Source organism: Endozoicomonas arenosclerae (assembly GCF_001562015.1).
Taxonomy (GTDB): domain Bacteria; phylum Pseudomonadota; class Gammaproteobacteria; order Pseudomonadales; family Endozoicomonadaceae; genus Endozoicomonas_A; species Endozoicomonas_A arenosclerae.
In genome coordinates this window covers 1-20,212 of sequence record NZ_LASA01000189.1, presented here as the reverse complement: position 1 = coordinate 20,212, position 20,212 = coordinate 1, and the positions used below count along the sequence as shown (strand labels likewise).

The following is a 20,212-nucleotide window of genomic DNA, read 5'->3' as shown; positions in this document are numbered from 1 at the left end:
GTTCCCATTTTTTCAGAAGAATCAGGCAGGAAAGTGGCAAAGTATGAAAGGATTGGACTGAAGCAAGGCGGATAAGAGCAGGAACTCCGACCCAGGGTCGGAGCTCTATAGAACATTACTGATGTCTGTTCTTTTTGAAAGCGCCTGTCTTCTTGTGAGGAGAAGGGCGTTTCTTGTTGGTAGTGGGCTTGCCACGGGAGCCTTTGGTTTTCAGGCCGGTTTTGGTGTGACGAGAATCGGCTCTGCGAGTCGGGGCATTAGGAGCCGGTGTCAGTTGGACAGCCGCTGCCAGTTCATCGATGTCCGTCTTGTTCAGTTCTTCCCACTGACCCATGCGCAGATGATCAGGAATAATGACATTGGCGAAGCGTACACGTTTCAGTCGGCTGACAGTCAGTTCCTGGGATTCCCACAGACGACGAACTTCCCGATTGCGACCTTCCAGCAGGCAGACATGGAACCAGCGGTTGATGCCGGTGCCACCTGAATCAACAATGTCAGTAAAGCGGGCGGGTCCGTCTTCCAGTTCGACACCATCAAACAGGTTTTTCACTTTCTGTTCCGTCACAGACCCCATGATACGAACGGCGTACTCACGTTCTACCTGGTAAGAAGGGTGCATCAGTCGGCTGGCCAGTTCACCGTCAGTGGTGAACAGTATCAGTCCTGAAGTGTTGATATCCAGACGGCCAATTGCGATCCAGCGTTCACCCTGAAGTTTGGGCAAACGATCAAACACGGTGGGGCGACCTTCCGGGTCATGGCGGCTGCAGATTTCACCTTCAGGCTTGTTATAAGCAATGACGCGGCGAATTTTGGAAGCATAGGTTTCCAGTTTTACAGGGCGTCCGTCTGCAGCAATCTTGTCTTCGGCAGTGGCTCGATCACCCAGTGTGGCCTTTTCGCCATTGACGGTGATGCGTCCTTCGCTGATCCAGCGTTCCATCTCACGGCGCGAGCCCAGGCCGGCGCCCGCCAGGATTTTTTGCAGTTTCTCACCCTGGGGAGGAGTGGTTTCAGTTGTCATGATAGTTACGGCAATGCCGCTCAGTTATTCAATCAAAGGGGCCAGAGTATAGCGATTTCATTTCGCTAAAAACAGCGTGGAATACCGCTGCTTTCATTGTCTCCCATGTGAAAGCGCTATCAAGGCTTCTGGCTTCAGCGTTCAAGCAAAGGCTCTCTCATTCACAGGCTACTTATCAACCGGAAATGAACGCCCTTCAGGGTGATAGACCTGGGGCTCAGACCAGTGGGCATGGCGTATCTTCCAGTCGCCATTGCGTTTTTCTGCATAGAGCGTGGACCGGACCATGGGGATTTTCTGCCATTTTTCACTGCCGTTATGTTGGTATTCAACTTCCCAGTCAGACAGGATCACGCCGGCCTCTCCGTGCGTGAGCACCCGAATGTTCTCTGTGGTGATGCGAGTCTTGGCTTCCTTGAAATCCCGCATAAGCGCAACCTTTACCTCATTCAGATTGGTCGCATGTTCATCTTTTGCAGTGCCCCAGATATCGATATTGGCGTCCTGGACATAAAACTGGGAGACGGCTTTTACATCGCCCTGTTCATAGGCAGATACATAGCCTTTCATCATGGTTTCCAGATCTTTGCGGTCATCAGCTGAGACACTGCCTGAAATCAGGGGGAGAATAAGCAGTGAGAACAGTAGAGGCAGGTGAAGGGGTTTCATAGGGAATGCTCCGGAGCTAATCAATCGGGACCTTACCAAGGTAGCCCCGATTGACCATGATTACCTGCTCCTGGTGGGGCTAAATGTTAAACCTCATACCGTTCGCACTGAGCCTGTCGAAGTGCATCATCTGCATCCTTCGACAAGCTCAGGATGAACGGAGTATGTATAAGCTGTTTGGCTGCACTAGATGTCCTGTTCACCTTGAGGCGATGGACTGTTAGTGCTTTCTTCAGAGGTTGTTTCTGGTTCGTCCAAAGTATGCTCGAAAATTGAGGGCTCCCCAGACAGCTCTATCGACTCATCTTCTGAGACTGCTTCAGGTAGCTGGATGGCTTCATCCAAAGCGTTTTCTTGCGGTGAGGCATCTGCATCGGCTTGTGATGTCTCATCTTCCTGTTGTTGCAGTTCCAGCTCTTCAACTTTCTTTTTCCGGATAAGGTCGTCAAAGTTGTCGGGCAGGTCGGCTTCCAGCTCATCCAGTTCGGCAAACAGTTCTTCAGCCGTTTGCTCTTCTACATCAATCACTTCCTGAACTTCGGAGTCGTCCGCTGGCTGTTCACCTTCCTGACTCGCGTTGGCTTCTGCCAGTTCTTTGGCAGCCTCTTCGAGATTGCGTATCTCGGAAAGGGGAGGCAGCTCGTTCAGATTTTCCAGATTGAAGTAATCGAGAAATTGTCGGGTAGTGGCAAACATGGCGGGTCGGCCGGGTACATCCCGATGGCCGACAACTCGAACCCACTCCCTGTCCTGCAGGGTGCGGATAATATTACTGCTGACCGCTACGCCCCGGATCTCTTCGATCTCTCCGCGGGTGATGGGCTGGCGGTAGGCAATCAGCGCCAGGGTTTCCAGCAGGGCACGGGTATAACGTTGGGGTTTTTCTTCCCAGAGTCTTCCAACCCAGGGGGCCAGATCCTGTCTGACCTGGAACCGGTAGCCGGAAGCGACTTTTTTGAGTTCAAAGCCACGGCCTTCACAGGCTTCGGAGATGGCGACCAGGGCTTCTCGAATCTGGTTGCCGTCCGGGCGCTCTTCTTCTGAATAAAGATCGTCCGGGAACAGGGCTGCCAGTTTTTCCACGGTGAGGGGTTTCTGGCTGGCCAGCAGGGCTCCTTCCAGGATGCGTTGCAGCTGTTCTGCTTCCATTAGTCAATCCGGGCCTTAACGTGAATGGGTCCAAAAGGTTCGTTCTGTATCAATTCGATCAGGGATTCCTTGATCAGTTCCATAACGGCCATAAAAGTAACGACAACCCCGAGCTTGCCTTCTTCCAGTCTGAACAAAGCAACAAAAGGCGTAAATCGCTCAGAGGTCAGCATGGACAGAACTTCACTCATACGTTCTCGAGTAGACAGCGCTTCCTGTTCCACCTGATGGTTAACGTACATTTCCGAGCGGCGAAGGATTTCGCCCATGGCCAGCATGATCTCTTTGAGATCGACTTCAGGATGAGGGCGTTCCTGCTCCAGATCGGGCGGTGATGCACTGGCTTCGTGGAGATCCCGGGTCATTCTTGGCAGCTGATCAATATCTTCTGCGGCTTTCTTGAAACGCTCGTATTCCTGAAGGCGACGAATCAGTTCCGCACGGGGATCTTCTTCCTCGTCTTCATCTTCTGACACCCTGGGCAGCAACATACGGGACTTGATTTCGGCCAGGGTAGCGGCCATGACCAGGTATTCAGCCGCCAGTTCGAATTGCCCTGAATCCATCAGCTCAACATACTTCATGTACTGTTCGGTGATCACCGCAACCTGGATATTAAGAATATCCATATTGTTGCGTTTAATGAGGTACAGAAGCAGGTCAAGGGGGCCTTCAAAGGCTTCCAGAAACACTTGCAGGGCGTCAGGGGGAATATAAAGGTCGTCAGGCAGCTTGGCCATGGGCTGACCCATAACCATTATCTGGTGTTCAATGAGTTCAGGTTCTTCACCTGATTGAGCTTCCGGTGCCGGCTCCTCAGGGAGTTGCTCTGCTCCGGACTCAGCCACGGCTTCCGTGGAGGTCATTGATGCTTCACCCTTTATTCATTCCTCTAACTGAAAAAAAGCAGTTTGGCCGGCAGGCGGCGAAACTGCTTTTTATGGCAATCAGGCTTATTCAACCTGATCTCAAATATTTGTCTGATACTTCACTGAAACACAGTGTTCAACGATAGTCCAGCCCTATGGCTTCCCGAACTTCCCTGAGAGTGTCCTGGGCTTCGTCCCGGGCCTTCTCGGTGCCTTCAGCAATGATACTTTTTACGACATCAGGATTGTTCTCCAGTTCCCTGGCTTCCATCCTGATCGGTTCCAGTTCTACCTGAACGGCATCAATCAGTGGTTTTTTACAATCAAGACAGCCAATGCCTGCGGAACGGCAACCGGTCTGAACCCAGTCTTTGCGCTGTTCATCGGAATAGACCTGATGCAGCTGCCAGACCGGACACTTTTCCGGTTCGCCCGGATCATTTCTGCGAATACGGGCAGGGTCCGTAGGCATCTTCTTCAGCTTGGAGGCGACGCTGTCCTGATCTTCTCTCAGGCTGATGGTGTTGCCGTAGGACTTGGACATCTTCTGGCCATCAAGGCCTGGCATGCGCGCCTGTTCGGTCAACAAAGCCTGAGGCTCTGGTAGAATCACTTTGCCGGTGCCTTCCAGATAGCCAAACAACCTTTCCTGGTCACCGAGCGTGATGTTGCTTTGTTCTTTCAGCAAAGCTTTGGCTGTGGCCAGAGCTTCATCATCACCCTGTTCCAGGTAGGAACGACGGAGTTTACGGTAAAGATTGGCGGCTTTTCGGCCCATTTTACCAATGGCGGCTTCCGCGTTTTCTTCAAATCCGGGTTCTCTGCCATACAGATGGTTAAAGCGTCTGGCAATCTCACGGGTAATCTCCACGTGAGCTTCCTGGTCGGCCCCAACAGGTACCTGGCCGGCCCGGTACGCAAGAATATCGGCACTTTGCAGCAGGGGGTAGCCGAGGAAACCGAAGGTGGAGAGATCTCTCTCTTTCAGTTTTTCCTGCTGATCCTTGTAGCTGGGAACCCTTTCCAGCCAGGAGAGCGGTGTAATCATGGACAGCAGCAGGTTCAGTTCTGCATGTTCAGGTACCCGGGACTGGATAAACAGGGTGGCAGAGCCCGGATTGACACCGGTGGCCAGCCAGTCAATGACCATGTCCCAGACTGAGTCTTCCAGTTTTTCCGGCTCTTCATAGTGAGTAGTCAGTGCATGCCAGTCCGCTACGAAGAAAAAACATTCATACTCATGTTGCAGCCGAAGCCAGTTTTTCAATACCCCATGATAATGACCAAGATGTAATCGGCCAGTGGGTCGCATGCCAGACAGAACACGCGACTGTGAGTCTACAGCGCTCAAGAGGCTCTCCCGTTAGAATCCTGAGTCGACAGGTTACGATAGTTTGGACGCAGGTAAAAGGGCGTTTTTGCCTGCATCAGGCAAAATATTCTTTAGGGTAAGAAAGTGTCTGTGGCGGATGAATCAGCCATGAGCGAAATAAACTTTCTTCGTCACCCTCAGGGGATGGGAAAGTTCACAGTAAACAAACCATCAGTTTAGAAATGGCTCCGGAGAGCCTTTACCTTCCCTTAGTACTTCAGGAGTATCTTCCAGCAGGCTTATCACCGTTGTCGGTTCCATACCTCTATAACCGCCGTCAATGACCAGATCCAGCTGACTTTCCAGTGTTTGCCGGATGTCGTATGGGTCCAGCATGGGTTCATTGTCACCGGGCAGTTGAAGAGTGCTGCTCATAAGAGGTGCATTCAATTCATTAAGCAGGGCGCTGACAATGCTGCACTCAGGGACACGCAGGCCAATGGTTTTACGCTTGGGGTGCATTAATCGGCGAGGGACTTCCCGGGTACCTTTGAGGATAAAGGTGTAAGGCCCGGGGGTGTGGTTTTTCAGAAGTCGGTATTGAACATTATCAACCTGGGCATAGGTGGCCAGTTCAGAAAGGTCTCGGCACACCAGAGTGAAGTTATGTTTTTCATCCAGTCGGCGAATCTGTCGGATACGCTCAACGGCTTTTTTCTCACCAATCAGGCAGCCCAGAGCGTAGGCTGAGTCAGTCGGATAGGCGATTACCCCACCGGACCTCAGAATTTCTGCGGCCTGACGAACCAGGCGAAGCTGTGGGGTCTCGGGGTGAATCTGAAAAAACTGACTCATGGCTGATGTGTACATGGTACCTGCACCTTGCGAACAGTCATTTCTGACGGGTGTTCACAAAGATGTCGGCAGGTTGCCATTCTCTTGCAGTGATAATGGAGCGCGCATCATACCACTGAAGAGTCGCAGTGCAACGATTCCGTATGCTACGAAGGTAGGAGAGTGGCTCTGAGTGTGTTCAGCTCAGTTTGATCAATGGTGCGAAATGTTCCTTCCAGCAGGTCATTGAGTTCCAGGTTGACCAATCTGATCCGTTTCAGGCTGGTGACATGATATCCGAGGGACTGACACATTCTGCGAATCTGACGATTCATCCCCTGGGTGATGATGATATGAAAAGTGTCAGGACTGATCGGGGTGATTTTGCAAGGTCGGGTTTTGACATCGTCATACTCGACGCCCTTTGACATTTGGCTACAGAAGTCATTATCGATGACCTTGTTTACGGTGACCTTATATTCTTTTTCATGAAAATAATCAGGATGCAGTATTTTCTGACAGAGCTCGCCATCATTGGTGAGCATGAGTAATCCATGGGAGTCTTTATCAAGACGGCCAACAGGGAACACTCTTGGCCCCTGATTCAGCTGGTGAATGATACTGTCGGGGTCGTTTTTATTGCATACACAGTCAATACCCACCGGTTTGTTATAGAGCAGGTAAACCGGTTTAGGGGGGGCGGTGATTCGGGTCTGCTCGACAATAATCGAATCTGTTTCTGAAACCCGATCGGTGTGTTTTCCTTTTTCTCCATTCACTTCAACCTCTCCGGCTTCAATCAGACGACAGGCAGCCCTGCGGGAACAGTATCCGGAATCGGCAATCCATTTTGACAGTCGGGTTGGAGAGTTGGCAGGCACAGTGTTCTTATCGTGAGTGAATGATGAACAGCATTCTAACGGGCTAAATGCCTCCTTGAAAGTTGCATAACCATGCATGATTTTCTTAATTCTTTACACAGAGAGTCAAAAATGCACCTACATTTATGAGCTGCGGATATAAATGGGGGACAGAATTATGAACAGGTCTCGCTGGTTCTGGATAACCTTTTTTTTGCTCTCGACCAGTTTCTCTGCGCCGTCTTTCGGGCTGTGGCTTCTTTTTGAACGTTTTGAAGGTTTAGCCTCGGCTTATCAGAGCATGGGTTATCAAGCTGTCCACTTTCAGGAAGTGCAACATGATGGCGCAACCCCTTTTCAAACCCTGATGAAAGGGAACAGTTACTTTATTCCTCATCCATCGCCTCAGTCTGCCCAGACCCGTGAACATATTTTAGGTGACAGAAATTGTGTCACGGAACCGGTTAAGCAAAGCCGTGCAGGCTCCGGCTCAGTGGGGTCCGGGGCGTCACAAAAATCGGCGGATTCAAGCTCTCCTGATCCTATGAAGTCGAGTCCTGGGGAGTTGAGTGTTGGCTCACCGGAAGCCTGGTTCAACCGGCAGAGCAGGGCAACGTTCAATAATCGAAACAGCAACTCCTCGGGAGGAGGTAGTAGAAGAAGGGGGCAGCAGTGCAGGACTCTTACAAGTGCAGAGATACAACCGGGTAAGCCACAGCAAATGTTTTTTAAAGTTGAATCAATGCCGGGCGCAAAAGAAGGGACAACTTCAACCCATACTCAATTTACAAGAATACTCCCCTCCGTCTCTAACAGCAGTCATGAAAATCTTGGCTTCTCCAGTATGGATTTACTACAGGTGCTGTATGTTCATGATGCCTCAGCCAATACGGATAGCGATGATCTTCTGCAGTTGATGTTGGAGAGTGATGAGAACGATCCAGAATTTGATCAATACTCTGAAGAGCAGGTGCGTGCTTTAGAAGAGTTTCGCCGAAGGGCAAGAAGAGCATTGGTACAGCTGCATGGTGAGTATATTGATGCTCTCTGGGGGATCAGCTGTGGCTGGGCCATTGATGCTCTTTATATTGTTGAAACAGGGTCTTTATCGCTTGAAATGATTAGCCCGGAACAACAACAGATATTGCTTGTGCCTATTGACTTACAACAGGTCCCTGAAGTTCTGCTGGCAGGGTTACAGGGTTTGAATGTTTCAGCTGAGTAACTATCTGCAATGGTGGTCGCTCAAGCACAGTCGGCTCCCTCCCCTGTACAGCAGGATCCTCCTGCAGCAGGAAATCCAACACCCGTCGTTCATCACTATGATGAGGTTCCACTGGAAGCTACTGGAACACAGTCTACTCATGATCACTCGCCTGAAAGCAGTGGCAAGAATCAGGCTGCATACTACGATCCGGTAGCATTGGATGAAACACCCTCTCATGGGCAGGAGATTGTTGGCCCCTGGGATCTACTTACAGGGAATGATCCCATGACCTCTGTTAAGCGCAGAGGGTATGAGTCCATGCAAATGGCGCTCAAAAATGACCCTTCCATAGATAATCGGGAATACCAGTTAAGTAGAGTCAGGGTGGAAATTCGAAACAACGTCAAGATGGTTGCTGACAGGGAAAAAAGACACGAGCAACTGGAGCAATTTGAAAAAGCGTTAAACGGCGAGATTGTTGAGTTCAAGCTTTGGGGTATTGTTGTGGTGCCTCGTAACTGCAAGGGCGGCAGCTGCACAAATCATTACAGGAAAGATGATAAAGATCGTGATGGCAATGGTGCTGGTGGCTCTGGAACCAGAGGTGGACGAGAGGGAGGTAAATGGAGTCGAGAAGGAGACTACATTCAGTGGCAGCCTTCATCGAACGCTTCAGGGGGGGGCGGTGATCGTTCCCGTAAGACAGCAATGCAATGGCAATTCAATTCACCATTACCCAATAACGGCACTGGTGTTGTGAGCACTGACCTCAGTCCTATGAATGACTCTTTGTTAAGGAATAGGCCATTAATTGGACAGTGGTCCCTTTGGTTCGCAGAAGAGGTTTCTGCAAATGGTTTACAGAGCTTTTCTCAGTAGTTAGCGAATGCAACAAGACGGGAAGGTCTTTTAAAAAGAAATGGCGTTGAGAACGTATAGAGGGCCAGCTGTTATCAGCTGGTCCATCGCTTCAGAAAAGGATCCTGGGTTTTGTACAGAGACTCATCCAGCGTTTCACTTCTTGGTTTATGGGTCAGGTTTCTCACCGATTTGAAATAGAACGTCAGATTATTATCCCTGACTATTCTGAAGGGTTCTTCGTCCAATGCGATAGACTTTAACTGGATCGCTTGATGGCTCTTGGCGAGAACGGCCGACCATAACTCAGTGGCACTGAGAAGCTTTAAAATCACTGGTTTTCTTCATCCAGAGGTTTTAAAGGTGGAAGTATAGAATGCTTCACCCAAGTAGCTTCTGGTTCATTGCTGAATGGTCTCCCTGCTCTCTTTTTATAAAAGTAAGTTTATTTTTTAATCAGTTGTCATGGCCGGAAAAAGACTCGCTCACAACGGATCGCGTTGGATGGATTCCTGTCTCTACAGCGAATGGGCTTAACGTTCTCACAAAGAACCAGAGATTGTTTTTATGGTTCACTGTCTGTGCAATCAAGAGGTCATTATGTTGAAGAAGTTGTCTATCTGGGGCTGGATGACCTTTATCCTGCTCTCGATGGGGTTGCCCCTTTCAGCCAATGCAACAGGCTGGATGCATTTTGCTCGCTATGTATTCCAGAATGGGTATTGGTATCAAACGGGCTACTACTCCATTCATTTCAATAGCCTTCCCCAAGCGAGTGCTGCCACCCCCCGAACCCTTTTGAGTGATTTTCATGCTTATTATTTCCCTTCTCCTGGGCTTTTGGCCATGCCAGGTAATGCCTTTTTTCAAGGCCTACAGTCAGAAAGAATCAAGAAAAGCAGAAAAGAAGAAGAGTCAGACCAGTGTGCAAATGTTCCTTCACTAAGCACGGAGGGTGTTTCAAGCATCCATGTCCAGGTCTTCGAAGAGAGCAGGCGGATTACCCTGGAGATTACCGATCCCCAAGGGCAGACAACTTCCATTAACGATCATGGATCAGCCATGGATTTGATTCTGGTTATGTATCACCGCAGTATCTATTCCCGACCACCAAGTGCTAATCGGGGAGAGAAAGATAAAGAGCTCTTTCAATGGGTTAACTCAAAGGTATCTTCCCAGACTGAAAGCAAAGGTCTGTTTGCAGACCCGGTATTTGGAACCAGCTGTGAATGGCAGCTGCACACCTATCTCAATCATGAAACCCATACCGTCGGCTGGCAAATGATCTCTCCTCAGGTGCCGGGCATTATCCTTCTTCCGGTGGTTCTTGAGCCTTTTGCTCAGGCTATTCCTGTGGAAAATCATCCCATCGTTCAGGGGCTTGGGGAACTGGGTGGGAGTCTTGATCATCCTCCAGTAGTGACAGTTTTTTATCCATTCCCTACGACACCCACCACTCAAACTGTAAATATTCCACCGCATTATGAGGTGAATCCGGAATTACAGAATCAGGAGGGTGACACCCCTGTTCAGCCCTTGACGTATGAAAATGTACAGTTAGAAGTTGCAACAGGCGACCTTTCGCTATCGGATGACAATGGCCCTCCCCAATCTTCAGAGGAAATGAATGAGGACATTTTTCAATTAATGGATATTCAGTTCACAGATCTTGAGACCTTCTTCCAGACTCGTAATCCTGGGATAGTCGCTTCACAAATAAGAGCTTCGCTTGAAAATGCGGACGCTCATGACAGGGATCAAAAGCTGGAACAGATAGGTCGATACCTTTTGGAAGGCCGGTCGGATAAGGATCCGGATGCTTCGGCGAAGGCTTATAGGCTTTTGCAGAAAGCTTTAAAGGGTGAGCTGCCAGGCTTTAAGCTTTTTGGTATCTCTGTTGTGCCCAAAACCTGTAAGGACGGAGCGGATCACAAGGATTACCGACGTTATGAGGACGATGACCGGGACCGTAATGATCGTGGTGGATCGTTTGGTCAGAGTAGCGGTGCAAATCAAGGTGGTTATGTTCATTTCTATCCTTCTCCCAATCACTCTGGGCAAGTGGGTGATAATGTTGGCCATAGTGCTTCAAGCGGGCGGCGGACGGCCACAGCCATGTTTACAGCAGTGCCCAGAAACAGAAGTGACTGGGCCGGGGCGAGAGGGAAGTTAATGGACCACTGGCTGGAAACAACGATTCACCAGTTTTCCCAGATGGCTGTTGTTCCGGCTGGAAGCTCGGGTGCTCTGCCCAGTTCAACCCACTGATTGGCAGGTGTATGGAAGTCACTGGCTCTTGAAGCTTTCATTTCGAAGTCTTCACACAGGCTGGCCAGCTCCTCCCGTTGCCCGGGGGGCTGCTGGCAGCCACTGACTTCAAGAGCATGTCCACCGGCCAGTTTGAAATCGTTGACCAGTGCCCGAAGTTTGGTTCGGGTCATTTTGTACTTACCCGGGTGGGCGATTACTGCTGTCCCGTCCAGAGCCCTGATCCAGGCCACAGCCTGACTCATAGGGGGCCAGAAGGCTTTAAGGTTACCGATTTTCTGGTGTGAAAGGTGTTTATCAAAAGCCACCTGCATTTCATTAACGAAGCCATTCTCTATAAGCCAATAGGCAAAATGGGGGCGTCCGGTCTGAATGCTTTCACGGGATAATAGAAAGCCGTCCGCTGATTGTTTCTGCCGGTTCAGCGCCAGATCGATGACCTGATCCATTAATTCATCAGCACTGATGTCCAGCTTTAATTGTTTGACCAGTCGGCTGGCAATCAGCAGGGAGCGCTGCTTTCGGGCAGAAGACTGATGATCGATGATTCGAGCAAGGTCGGGGTGATCCAGGGAAAAGTTCAGGCCGACAATATGAATTTCCATGGCGGACCAGGTCGTGGAGAGCTCCATGCCGGTAATCAGTCTGGGGCCGTCGAGTGTTTGTTGCTCCAGAAACTGGTGTGCTGCGACCGAATCGTGGTCGGTAATAGCCAGTACATCGACGCCTTTATCACGTGCTCTCTGATAAACTTCGAGGGGCCCCAGGGCCCCGTCTGATGCGGTGGTGTGACAATGCAGGTCGACATTAAGGGTCATTGCGATACAAATAAGTAGTAACTGTCAGTACACTCTATCATCACAACCTTTGGTGCAAAAACATTTTGCCTTCATCAGTGTCTGATTGAGGCACTTTGGAAAGGCAGGGAACTGTAAAGGCTTTTAAAAAGTTGTCATCAAGAAGCCGGCAAAGCATGGCAATGACACGGTTCCATAGTAAACTGCATGATAATTGGATGGGCTCGATAATGTCTTCTGCAGCGGTCAGCCGAGTGAGTGAGTACTCATAGCTGACATTTAACGGGTGACACAGAGCTTCCATAAATGGAAAAATTACAGCAAATCATAAGGTAACCCGACTGGTTTAATATGAAGCAACTCATTGACTTTATTCCACTGATTGTTTTTTTCACGGTCTATAAGATGGACCCCAGAATGGTGGATGTGGCCGGAAACTCCATGGAGATTGGTGGCCCCTTCAGTGCCACCCTGTTTCTGATTGCCGCTTCTGTCATTGTTTACGGTGGCAGCTTCCTCAAAAATAAAACACTGGAAAAGAGTCAGGCTATTACTCTGGGTGCCGTGATCCTGTTTGGTGGTATGACACTGGCATTTCAGGATGAGAACTTCCTGAAATGGAAAGCCCCAATTGTTAACTGGATCTTTGCCGCAGCTTTCCTGGGCAGCCAGTTCATTGGCAAGAAGACTCTGGTGCAGAGAATGATGGAACATGCCATCAGCCTGCCGGATGAAATCTGGACCCGAATGAATCTGAGCTGGGTCGTGTTCTTTACTTTGTTGGGTGCTGCGAACCTGTTTGTCGCCTTTACCTTCCATGAGTTCTGGGTGGACTTCAAAGTCTTCGGCAGTCTGATTCTGACATTCGTCTTTGTTGTCCTGCAGTTCATGGTGATTTCTAGACATATTCAGGCCGAGGAAAAATAAATGCTGTATGCCGTCATCAGTGAAGATGTTGAGAACAGTCTGCCTTTGCGGAAAACTGCCAGACCTGCGCATCTGGAGCGGCTGGAGCAGTTGAAGTCAGAGGGCCGTCTGGTTCTGGCTGGCCCCTGTCCGGCTATCGACAGTAATGACCCCGGTGAAGCAGGTTTCAGTGGCAGTATTGTCATTGCTGACTTTGATAGTCTGGAAGCTGCTCAGGCGTGGGCGGATGCCGATCCTTATATGGCGGCGGGTGTCTACCAGTCTGTTAGTGTGAAGCCTTTCAAGAAAGTACTCCCCTGATTTCCCTTCCGGAAGCCTGTCCGGTTTATACTGGGCAGGCTTCCCGCCCTGATTCAATAATGGTGATAGCAGGGCAGCTTGGCTAAGAGAGAAAACGTGAAACTAACCTTACGCAAACTGTTTTTATCCCTCAGTGGTGTTGTGCTGCTGGGTTCAATGGTTCAGGCTGAACCGGTTCAGGCTGAAACCCGTTATATTACGGATGTTGTATACGTGCCCCTGAGAGCCGGTCCGGGTAACCAGTTCCGAATTTTGCACCGTGGACTGAGAACCGGTCTGAGAATGACCGTTCTGGAAGCGGATGCTGGCGAAGGTTTCAGTAAAGTCAGAACCGCTGATGGGCTGGAAGGTTTTGTTCCCCGTCAATATCTGGTGGCCGAGGAACCTGCCAGGGAGCGTCTGCCTAAAGAACTGAAAAAAGTGACTCAGCTGGCCCAGGAAAACAGCACCCTTAAAAATGAGCTTTCTGAAAAAGAAGGCGAACTGAACAATACGAAAAGCTCTCTGGAGCAAGCTACCGGACAGTTGGACGAGAAAACATCCGAGTTTATCGCTTTGAGAGAAGCTACTGCCGATCCTCAGGCACTGGATCGCAGAAACAAACAGCTGATGGAAGAAAACCTGCAGTTGAAAAACCGGATTGAGGTCGTTGAAGCCGAGAACAATCAGTTGGTTCGCAGTAGCAGTATGCGCTGGTATCTCTATGGCGGTGGCACCATTATTATCGGTGTATTACTGGGACTGTTCCTGCCCATGGTCCGGTTCCGTAAAAAGCCGACCTCCGATTGGATTTAAATAGCTTTCTTGTGTTTGAAGCTACGCCCTGATGGTTCTCAGGGCGTTTTAGTTTCAGGGGTGTACCGCCGTTAGCTGTTCCCTAACATAAAGACCCGGCTGGCTGAAGTAGTCCAGCATAGCCTGTTTGCTGGCAAATTTTCTTCGGGTGCACTGAGAGTCGTTTATCCTGTCCACTTCTCCTTGCTCATTGACGATCAGAAAAGTCCAGTGGTCGTGACCCCCCCATTTGTACAGACCGCATTCGTTCTCATGAAATCTTCTTCTCGATGCTTCGTCTCTGGGATCAAGCAGAGTTTCTTTTAATGAATACTCAGGCGGAACAATACCGTCAAACTGGCCATCCATACTTTGTATTTGTTCCTGCCTGTCATAAGCTGGTTGCAGGGTCGTCGCATTGCTTTTAGAGGTGTCTCTGAGCTCTTCAAGAATTTTTAGCCAGCTTGTCTGTAACGCTTGTTTGCGAAGAAAATTCTGGAACTTATTATTCGCTCTTTCCCAGGTGCCCAATTGCTCTTGACGATCTCTCTCGAACTTTTGCTGAGTGGTTCTCTGTTCCATTGAAAGAGAGAGGCTTTCTTCGTGCAGTCTGGTAAGCTCATTTTCTAATGAAGTTTTCTCCTGGGTCAGTAGGGCTCGTTTTTCCATGGGCTCCCGTTTCTGATCTGCGAGAGCGAAACGTTGTTTCAATGATTTTTGTTTTTCAACGGCCGTCAGGTATCGTAATTCAGCGGGTTTGGGCAGGGCCCTCATTTGAGCATTGATCGCTTCTATTGTTTCATCATAGGGCCTGATCTGTGCCTCAACAGAAGCGAGTCGCTCAGTCATTTCTGTGGTTTGTCGTTTATTCTGGGCGATGGCAGTATCAAGATTCTCAAGCTTTGACGGATCTAAAACAGGTCTGGGGCCTGGAGAGGGGACTGAAGGTAAAAAACGGTGCAGGAAATAGTCACTCCAGCCAGAATGTGCCAGTGCCTGTGAGTGTGAGTTAAAGGGGCAATCCCGGTAGCGGTTGTAAAGTCCACGTCTGGCAGGGTATGAAGGTGGTTTTTTATCTGGGGATCGAACCGCCAGGTACATGGTTTCCTGCATTTTGAGCAGTCTTTTGCGATTGTCTGTATACCAGCTTTTCAGCTCTGAGGGTGTCATTTCCCTGGAGCGGGCTTCTTCATTCAGAACTTCCCCTGCTGTTTTCAAATCATCCAGTAGCATGGTTCGGGCATTGGGGTATTGATCAGGAATGTTCATACTCGTAATCATTCCTTCTGACCCACGGATAACGGCTCCCAGCTCTACCAGATACTGTTCTTTAGTTCCCACTTCACTTTGATGGGCTGTGGCTTCAGATGCTGCTCTGCCGGTTGTCTGGATCGGAGCGGGGACGGTTCTGGGACTTTCAAGATTTCTGGCTTCATGGGACTGAGCCGTTAGTGAGCGGGTAACAATGCTCTGATGCATATCCATGGCCTGACTAAAGTTTTCGAACAGTGTCTCGACTTCTGTATTGATCTGCTCAAGCGCTTGTTGCTCAGAAACTGGGCCCGCCAGATCTTTATGTTCGTCGATCCAGTTGTAGAGCAGGGCCTGCATTTTGATAAGGCTGTCTGTGGGCTCTTCATTGAGCGTTCGAGAGGCTGACATGTAACGAGTCAGGCAGTGTTGGAGCTCATCCGCAACGTCGGCATTACCCTCAGGTTGAGAAAGTGTTTGTAGAAGACTTTCAAGGGTCGACTCCATCAGCAGCATTTGCCCTGCCTGGGAGGCCATAAGGTCCTGGAAGCTATGCAGGTATTCCTTGGCGGTATCGATCGACTGTGGCTGCGGCTGAGTGTTTTCTTGTACTGTGAGGTGATACTGGTCATTGAGCTGGGCCACTCTGCGCTGCATCAGCTGCATATCATTTTGCATTCTGTTTGGGGAAGAAGCCGTTGCGGAGGCTTGGCTATACAACTGACTGACTCCCGGTATATAGGAAAGCCAACTACTGCTTTGAGACTCAGGCAGAAGCTCTACATTTCTGCCGTCAGAAGCCACTCCGACTTTTCTTTTCAAATTCGTGACATCAATGTCACGTAATTGATCTCGCCAGCCTCTGGCCCGTTCATATATGTGTGAGGCGAAAGAGCCTATTCCCATGCCCATAAGGAGTACTCTTGATCGGTTTGCAGGTATTGGGTTTATCTGCCAGAAGAAGGGCTTCTTAAGAAAAGAGGGGGAGAGCCTGCCGGGTCGTCTCAGAGGCTCTGCTGCTTAAAACTGTAACGTCAAGGTCGATCGTTATGACCGAGGTCCCGCTCAGGGTCAATCAGGTCGCGGACTTTCTGTTTGATCTGTTTGGGTTGGGGAAAGCCGCCGTCCTGTTTTCTTTCCCAGATCTGTTCACCATTCAGGGTGATGACAAATACACCCCCTGTTCCCGGTTTGAGTCTGACTTCACCCAGGTCTGTACTGAAGGTGCTGAGCAGCTCCTGGGCCAGCCAGGCAGAACGAAGCAGCCACTGACACTGGCTGCAATATTCAATTTCGATAATGGGTTTTTCGGTCACAGAGTACTGCCTTTGGAGTTAAGTTTTTTGTACAGGTTGCACGTCAGTGTTCTGATACTGTGCTGCTCAACATTATTCTCGTCTTTGATCAGTTCAAAGCGCACCTGGATAATATCAGGATGTTTGCTGGAAATGGGATAGAGCCCTTTCATGAGCAGGCGCAGGTACGCCAGAATTTCTCCATGCTCGTAGACCCGATAGATTTTCATGTTCTCAGCGTTGGCTTCACGTTGATCCGAGTCTATATCGTAGTAACCCGTGACAGGTGAAGAATCGAAAGCATACACCTTATGAATTAAGGGAGAACTGTAACCGGCCAATTGTGCCAGGCCGCCACCCAGAGAGTGGCCTGTAGCAATGACTTCTGTGACACTTGGGTGTTGGCTCTGGATTTCACTGATCAGCTCTGGCGTCAGCATTTGTACTTCGTCGTATTGGTCATGAGACGTTAAGCCTAATGGCTTCAGGAACCAGCGAAAATTGGAGTACCAGTCTTCTTTCTGTTCAAAGTCCGTGCCTCGAAAAACCAATAGCGCTTTCTGTGGGTTGTTTCTGGCATGAAAAGCTTCTATTTCAAGCTTTAAATCTTCGTGTTTTTTATTCTGCTTCTCCAGGAGCTTCAGGGGGATGGCAGCCCACAGCTTGGAAGGTCGATACATTTCTTCCTGAGCACAGAAAGTCTCCAGAGAGTTTGTCTGCTCTTTTGGGTCATCCAGATAAATAGAAGCGCTGAATGCACCGAACTCTACAAAGTTATCCAGTTCATCTTGGATAGGCGATTGTTCTGCGGCCTCTGTATAAGTGAGCGTGGTTGTTTTTCTATCATCAACAATACGCACATGGTCAGGGTTCTGGTCAAACAGTGCGCAGCCGCTGAGAAAAAAAGCACAGAAAGAGAGAAGCAGGGGTTTAATCAAACAGTTCTTCATAGAGGGGTGAATGTTCTTATTATTGTGGTTCATACCGGAAGCTAGCAAGCCAGAGAACGCGAGGCTGAAGCTGATATTGGCCAATCTTACCATGGGGCGTCACTTTGATAATGATTAAAATGCAGTAGGCATTTTTTGCTTTCGACGGTCTTGTTAGAATCAGCGCCATTTTTTGCAGTTAAGGAAAGACCATGACGGTCATCATTAATCCTGAAATAGAACAGTATTGTCATGACATCACGGGAGGGGAGTCTGCACTTCTGAAAGAGCTGGCTCAGGCCACAGAAGATCGCACCCGCTATCCGGGTAATATGTCCGGACGTATGGTGGGTCAGACCCTGAAAATGCTGGTGGCTTTAAGTCATAGCAAAAGAGTTTTGGAAATTGGTATGTTCACCGGTTATGCCGCCCTGTCTATGGCGGAAGCACTGCCCGATGATGGTGAGATTTTTTGCTGTGAAACCAATCCGAGAGCCATCGAGATTGCCGAAGAGTTCTTTGGTCGCTCTTCTCATGCCGACAAACTGAAAGTGCTTTTTGGCAAGGCGCTGGAAACCATACCGACCATTGAAGGCGAGCTGGATTTTGTATTCATTGATGCGGACAAGAAAAAGTACTTCGAATACCTTGAGCTGATACTTCCAATGCTGAAAGTGGGCGGTGTGATTGTCATTGATGATGCGCTCTGGAAAGGCGGAGTGCTTGATCCACAGGATGAGCGGGATCAGGTGATTGCAGACCTGAATCAATACCTTTCCTCCAGAGAAGATCTGGACAACATTCTTCTGCCCGTACGACATGGCCTGCATGTGGTACGAAAGAACCATTCTTAATAATTGAATGGAATTTGGTTAAAACCGAAAGATTGGTCTTTACTTGAACTCCAGTGATCGCTGAAGTTGCCCTGATAGTGGGTACTTTTTATCCAAAAGTACTTTTCAGGGCCTAGAGACATTTTGGAATCCTGGATGATCAATCTAACGCGTAATATCTGGCCTTTTCGTTCCGCACAAAAAGGAGGGCTGTCCCAATGCACGGATGATGCCCTCTACGAAATAGCAGAGAAAGCCAGCAGTCTGAATGACCCCTGTAACATCGAAGAAGAATCTTATCTGCTCTGGGTTATGGGGCGTCTGATGATGCTGGATGAAGTGGCTTCGCCCAACGAAGAACTGTTTCAGGTGCATCCCCAGGGCTCTGGTGTCAGGGTCTACAGAAAAAGAGTGGGCACTGTCGAATTCTGCTTCCTGATGTTCGAGCCTGATGGCTTTATTCCCTACCATGACCACAGTGACTGTAATGGTGTGATGCGTGTTCTGAAAGGGGAGGTGACGACACGCAACTATGATCTTCTCGAACAAACTCTTGAAGGTATGGTGTTGCAACCTTCAGCCCAGGCCTGGATGACTGCGGGTCGCATGGCCAGTCTGTCTCGTCACCGCGATAATGTACATCAGGTCACCGCAGGGCCGGATGGAGCTCTGGTGCTGGATGTGTTTACACTGTTCAGTCACAGTGCCGGTTGTCGGTATATGAAGGTGACGTCGTCTGAGTGTTGGTCAGGGCTGGCACAGGGACAATTGATCAGTGGGGAAGGAAGCGCTTGATTATTTACGAAGTAAACTGTCTGGTTGAAGCTTCAGTGGAAAGGTCTTTCCTGACCTGGCTCAAAGACCATGCCCGACAGATTGTTGAGATTGAAGGCTTTCAAAGCGCGGTGATTTCCCTGATCAAGCTGGACGATCGGCTGGACGAACTACCCGGTTGTAGTGGGTTTTGTGTGACTTATCGTCTGGAGAATCAGGCGGCACTGGATCGTTATCTCAAAGAGTATGCTCCCGCCCTCAGAGAAGACGGACTGCAACGGTTTGGCAACAAAATGACGATTTATCGCCGGGTTCTGGGTGGGGCTTTGTTTGAGATCAGGAGTCCGGTTGAGTGAGCCATGTTTGAACCTGTTTCTCGGGTTCGATTATTTCTGCATTCTCTTTAAACCACAGGGCGACCGTAAAGAGGTTTTTAGGATTTGTCTCAAAATAAGTTCCAGATTTACACGGGATTCCGTTCACCCTGAGCTTGTCGAAGGGTCGTGGTATTGGGCTTCGACAGGCTCAGCCCGAACGGGTTTTGAGAGGGTTTCGATAGGGAAGTTAATTTCAGACAAGTCCTTAGTCTCTTTCTTCAGCTTTTTATCTTCTTTGCCTGCTTGGCTTTGGTCGTACTGAGTAGCGGTAGATGCAAATTGTGTTACTACTTCTTCATAAGAAGTCTCTAAAGGCTCGTCACTAGCCCATACAGGGGATAGTATAAGCATTGAAATGAGAGTGGACGTAAGGATAGTGAAGGGACTAGCTCGCATACTTATACTCCATTACTCCATAAAAAGATGGTTGATTCTTTTTTGACCTCGATGAAGCTCTGAAGTTTCCTTGAGAACTGGGTTTGGTAAATCCATTGCGGCTTTCACCAGTCTCAGAGAGGCTTTTGTTTTACGTTAAAAGTTTGGGTCAGTGAGCCACTTTTGAATCTGTGTTTCCGGGTCAGCTATATCGATGTTTTCACTAAACCATTGGGCGGCAGAAAATTTATTCCAATAATATTCCACTCTGGTCATGGCTTTTTTAGTGCATCGTGAAAACCCACGTCCTATGGACGTGGTCATGAATGGTTGGCTTCGCCTGCCATGAACTACCCATGCTACTCCTTATCTCTGAGTTGTCCCCACAACTACTAGAGATAGGAAGTAACATGAGTAGATTTGAAAAGTTAACGCATGTCATTTGGCATTGCCAATATCATATAGTTTGGGTGCCAAAATACAGGTTTCGAGTCCTGACCGGGGCAGTGAAAGCCGAGGTTTATAAC

At 49.2% G+C, this 20,212-nt stretch carries 22 protein-coding genes; 10 read left to right on the top strand and 12 right to left on the bottom strand.

The window, feature by feature from the left end; translation table 11 throughout:
• Positions 1-115: 115 nt before the first annotated feature.
• The 7 genes from rluB to WG89_RS26405 form a co-directional block, all read right to left on the bottom strand.
• On the bottom strand, positions 116-1,027 hold the full coding sequence (gene rluB, locus WG89_RS26435) for a 23S rRNA pseudouridine(2605) synthase RluB (protein ID WP_062270654.1): 912 nt from the start codon (positions 1,025-1,027) through the stop codon (positions 116-118).
• 168 nt (positions 1,028-1,195) lie between these two features.
• A complete protein-coding gene (locus WG89_RS26430) occupies positions 1,196-1,696 on the bottom strand; it encodes a nuclear transport factor 2 family protein (RefSeq protein ID WP_062270653.1) in 501 nt (166 codons plus the stop codon).
• A gap of 186 nt (positions 1,697-1,882) precedes the next feature.
• The gene (scpB, locus tag WG89_RS26425; protein WP_079254073.1) at positions 1,883-2,845 is read right to left on the bottom strand and encodes an SMC-Scp complex subunit ScpB; all 963 of its coding nucleotides are present in this window, start codon (positions 2,843-2,845) and stop codon (positions 1,883-1,885) included.
• The gene (locus WG89_RS26420) at positions 2,845-3,711 is read right to left on the bottom strand and encodes a segregation and condensation protein A (protein WP_062270652.1); all 867 of its coding nucleotides are present in this window, start codon (positions 3,709-3,711) and stop codon (positions 2,845-2,847) included. Before WG89_RS26420 ends, scpB begins: the two co-directional genes overlap by 1 nt.
• A 139-nt stretch (positions 3,712-3,850) precedes the next feature.
• Positions 3,851-5,065 carry a tryptophan--tRNA ligase gene (locus WG89_RS26415; RefSeq protein WP_079254072.1) on the bottom strand — a complete coding sequence of 405 codons (1,215 nt, stop codon included), beginning with the start codon at positions 5,063-5,065 and terminating at the stop codon, positions 3,851-3,853.
• Between the two features lie 192 nt (positions 5,066-5,257).
• The gene (locus tag WG89_RS26410; RefSeq protein WP_062270660.1) at positions 5,258-5,881 is read right to left on the bottom strand and encodes an L-threonylcarbamoyladenylate synthase; all 624 of its coding nucleotides are present in this window, start codon (positions 5,879-5,881) and stop codon (positions 5,258-5,260) included.
• A 146-nt stretch (positions 5,882-6,027) separates the two neighbouring features.
• Positions 6,028-6,819 (bottom strand): pseudouridine synthase, encoded by a 792-nt coding sequence (locus tag WG89_RS26405; protein WP_079254071.1) that lies wholly within the window; start codon positions 6,817-6,819, stop codon positions 6,028-6,030.
• Between the two features lie 79 nt (positions 6,820-6,898).
• On the opposite strand from WG89_RS26405, the gene WG89_RS26400 reads away from it, so the two are divergent.
• Positions 6,899-7,945, top strand: coding sequence for a hypothetical protein (locus WG89_RS26400; protein ID WP_062270651.1), 1,047 nt, complete (start codon positions 6,899-6,901; stop codon positions 7,943-7,945).
• Between the two features lie 9 nt (positions 7,946-7,954).
• Positions 7,955-8,806 (top strand): hypothetical protein, encoded by an 852-nt coding sequence (locus WG89_RS26395; protein WP_062270650.1) that lies wholly within the window; start codon positions 7,955-7,957, stop codon positions 8,804-8,806.
• Positions 8,807-8,880: 74 nt separating this feature from the next.
• Here WG89_RS26395 and WG89_RS26390 read toward each other — a convergent pair whose 3' ends face one another.
• Positions 8,881-9,120: a hypothetical protein gene (locus WG89_RS26390; RefSeq protein WP_062270649.1), complete on the bottom strand. Its 240-nt coding sequence runs from the start codon at positions 9,118-9,120 to the stop codon at positions 8,881-8,883.
• A gap of 265 nt (positions 9,121-9,385) precedes the next feature.
• Here WG89_RS26390 and WG89_RS26385 point away from each other — a divergent pair, with 265 nt between their 5' ends.
• Entirely contained in the window at positions 9,386-11,053 is a 1,668-nt protein-coding gene (locus WG89_RS26385) for a hypothetical protein (RefSeq protein ID WP_153301843.1), read from the top strand.
• On the opposite strand, the gene WG89_RS26380 is transcribed toward WG89_RS26385, so the two are convergent.
• The gene (locus WG89_RS26380) at positions 10,984-11,871 is read right to left on the bottom strand and encodes a PHP domain-containing protein (protein ID WP_062270647.1); all 888 of its coding nucleotides are present in this window, start codon (positions 11,869-11,871) and stop codon (positions 10,984-10,986) included. The genes WG89_RS26385 and WG89_RS26380 overlap by 70 nt on opposite strands.
• Positions 11,872-12,201: 330 nt before the next feature.
• Between WG89_RS26380 and ispZ the strand changes: the two genes are divergently transcribed.
• The 3 genes from ispZ to WG89_RS26360 all read left to right on the top strand — a co-directional run bounded on the left by ispZ (position 12,202) and on the right by WG89_RS26360 (position 13,872).
• Positions 12,202-12,777 carry a septation protein IspZ gene (gene ispZ, locus WG89_RS26370; protein WP_062270645.1) on the top strand — a complete coding sequence of 192 codons (576 nt, stop codon included), beginning with the start codon at positions 12,202-12,204 and terminating at the stop codon, positions 12,775-12,777.
• Positions 12,778-13,077: a YciI family protein gene (locus WG89_RS26365; protein WP_062270644.1), complete on the top strand. Its 300-nt coding sequence runs from the start codon at positions 12,778-12,780 to the stop codon at positions 13,075-13,077.
• Positions 13,078-13,173: 96 nt separating this feature from the next.
• Positions 13,174-13,872: a TIGR04211 family SH3 domain-containing protein gene (locus WG89_RS26360; RefSeq protein ID WP_062270643.1), complete on the top strand. Its 699-nt coding sequence runs from the start codon at positions 13,174-13,176 to the stop codon at positions 13,870-13,872.
• A 54-nt stretch (positions 13,873-13,926) separates the two neighbouring features.
• Here WG89_RS26360 and WG89_RS26355 read toward each other — a convergent pair whose 3' ends face one another.
• The 3 genes from WG89_RS26355 to WG89_RS26345 form a co-directional block, all read right to left on the bottom strand.
• Complete coding sequence (locus WG89_RS26355) at positions 13,927-15,768, bottom strand: hypothetical protein (RefSeq protein ID WP_172806924.1); 1,842 nt, start codon at positions 15,766-15,768, stop codon at positions 13,927-13,929.
• Positions 15,769-16,136: 368 nt separating this feature from the next.
• Complete coding sequence (locus tag WG89_RS26350; protein WP_062270641.1) at positions 16,137-16,418, bottom strand: Rdx family protein; 282 nt, start codon at positions 16,416-16,418, stop codon at positions 16,137-16,139.
• On the bottom strand, positions 16,415-17,335 hold the full coding sequence (locus WG89_RS26345; RefSeq protein WP_172806923.1) for a Tle-like phospholipase domain-containing protein: 921 nt from the start codon (positions 17,333-17,335) through the stop codon (positions 16,415-16,417). Before WG89_RS26345 ends, WG89_RS26350 begins: the two co-directional genes overlap by 4 nt.
• Positions 17,336-17,538: 203 nt before the next feature.
• Here WG89_RS26345 and WG89_RS26340 point away from each other — a divergent pair, with 203 nt between their 5' ends.
• From WG89_RS26340 to WG89_RS29760, 4 genes are all read left to right on the top strand, one after another.
• Positions 17,539-18,180, top strand: coding sequence for an O-methyltransferase (locus WG89_RS26340; protein WP_062270639.1), 642 nt, complete (start codon positions 17,539-17,541; stop codon positions 18,178-18,180).
• A 135-nt stretch (positions 18,181-18,315) separates the two neighbouring features.
• On the top strand, positions 18,316-18,954 hold the full coding sequence (locus WG89_RS26335) for a cupin domain-containing protein (RefSeq protein ID WP_153301842.1): 639 nt from the start codon (positions 18,316-18,318) through the stop codon (positions 18,952-18,954).
• Positions 18,951-19,289, top strand: a complete 339-nt coding sequence (locus WG89_RS26330; RefSeq protein WP_062270637.1) for a DUF4286 family protein — start codon at positions 18,951-18,953, stop codon at positions 19,287-19,289. Before WG89_RS26335 ends, WG89_RS26330 begins: the two co-directional genes overlap by 4 nt.
• Positions 19,290-20,095: 806 nt before the next feature.
• Positions 20,096-20,212: transposase (locus WG89_RS29760; RefSeq protein ID WP_172806846.1), on the top strand; the 117-nt coding region annotated here is incomplete at its 3' end.

Bases quoted from the DNA above. Each gene is read 5' to 3' on its own strand.
- WG89_RS26400 (WP_062270651.1), top strand. From the start codon at position 6,899: ATGAACAGGTCTCGCTGGTTCTGGATAACCTTTTTTTTGCTCTCGACC.
- WG89_RS26395 (WP_062270650.1), top strand. From the start codon at position 7,955: ATGGTGGTCGCTCAAGCACAGTCGGCTCCCTCCCCTGTACAGCAGGAT.
- WG89_RS26340 (WP_062270639.1), top strand. From the start codon at position 17,539: ATGACGGTCATCATTAATCCTGAAATAGAACAGTATTGTCATGACATC.
- rluB (WP_062270654.1), bottom strand. From the start codon at position 1,027: ATGACAACTGAAACCACTCCTCCCCAGGGTGAGAAACTGCAAAAAATC.
- WG89_RS26405 (WP_079254071.1), bottom strand. From the start codon at position 6,819: ATGCATGGTTATGCAACTTTCAAGGAGGCATTTAGCCCGTTAGAATGC.
- WG89_RS26410 (WP_062270660.1), bottom strand. From the start codon at position 5,881: ATGAGTCAGTTTTTTCAGATTCACCCCGAGACCCCACAGCTTCGCCTG.
- WG89_RS26385 (WP_153301843.1), top strand. From the start codon at position 9,386: ATGTTGAAGAAGTTGTCTATCTGGGGCTGGATGACCTTTATCCTGCTC.
- ispZ (WP_062270645.1), top strand. From the start codon at position 12,202: ATGAAGCAACTCATTGACTTTATTCCACTGATTGTTTTTTTCACGGTC.
- scpB (WP_079254073.1), bottom strand. From the start codon at position 2,845: ATGGAAGCAGAACAGCTGCAACGCATCCTGGAAGGAGCCCTGCTGGCC.
- WG89_RS26355 (WP_172806924.1), bottom strand. From the start codon at position 15,768: ATGCAGCTGATGCAGCGCAGAGTGGCCCAGCTCAATGACCAGTATCAC.
- WG89_RS26420 (WP_062270652.1), bottom strand. From the start codon at position 3,711: ATGACCTCCACGGAAGCCGTGGCTGAGTCCGGAGCAGAGCAACTCCCT.
- WG89_RS26365 (WP_062270644.1), top strand. From the start codon at position 12,778: ATGCTGTATGCCGTCATCAGTGAAGATGTTGAGAACAGTCTGCCTTTG.
- WG89_RS26430 (WP_062270653.1), bottom strand. From the start codon at position 1,696: ATGAAACCCCTTCACCTGCCTCTACTGTTCTCACTGCTTATTCTCCCC.
- WG89_RS26380 (WP_062270647.1), bottom strand. From the start codon at position 11,871: ATGACCCTTAATGTCGACCTGCATTGTCACACCACCGCATCAGACGGG.
- WG89_RS26335 (WP_153301842.1), top strand. From the start codon at position 18,316: ATGATCAATCTAACGCGTAATATCTGGCCTTTTCGTTCCGCACAAAAA.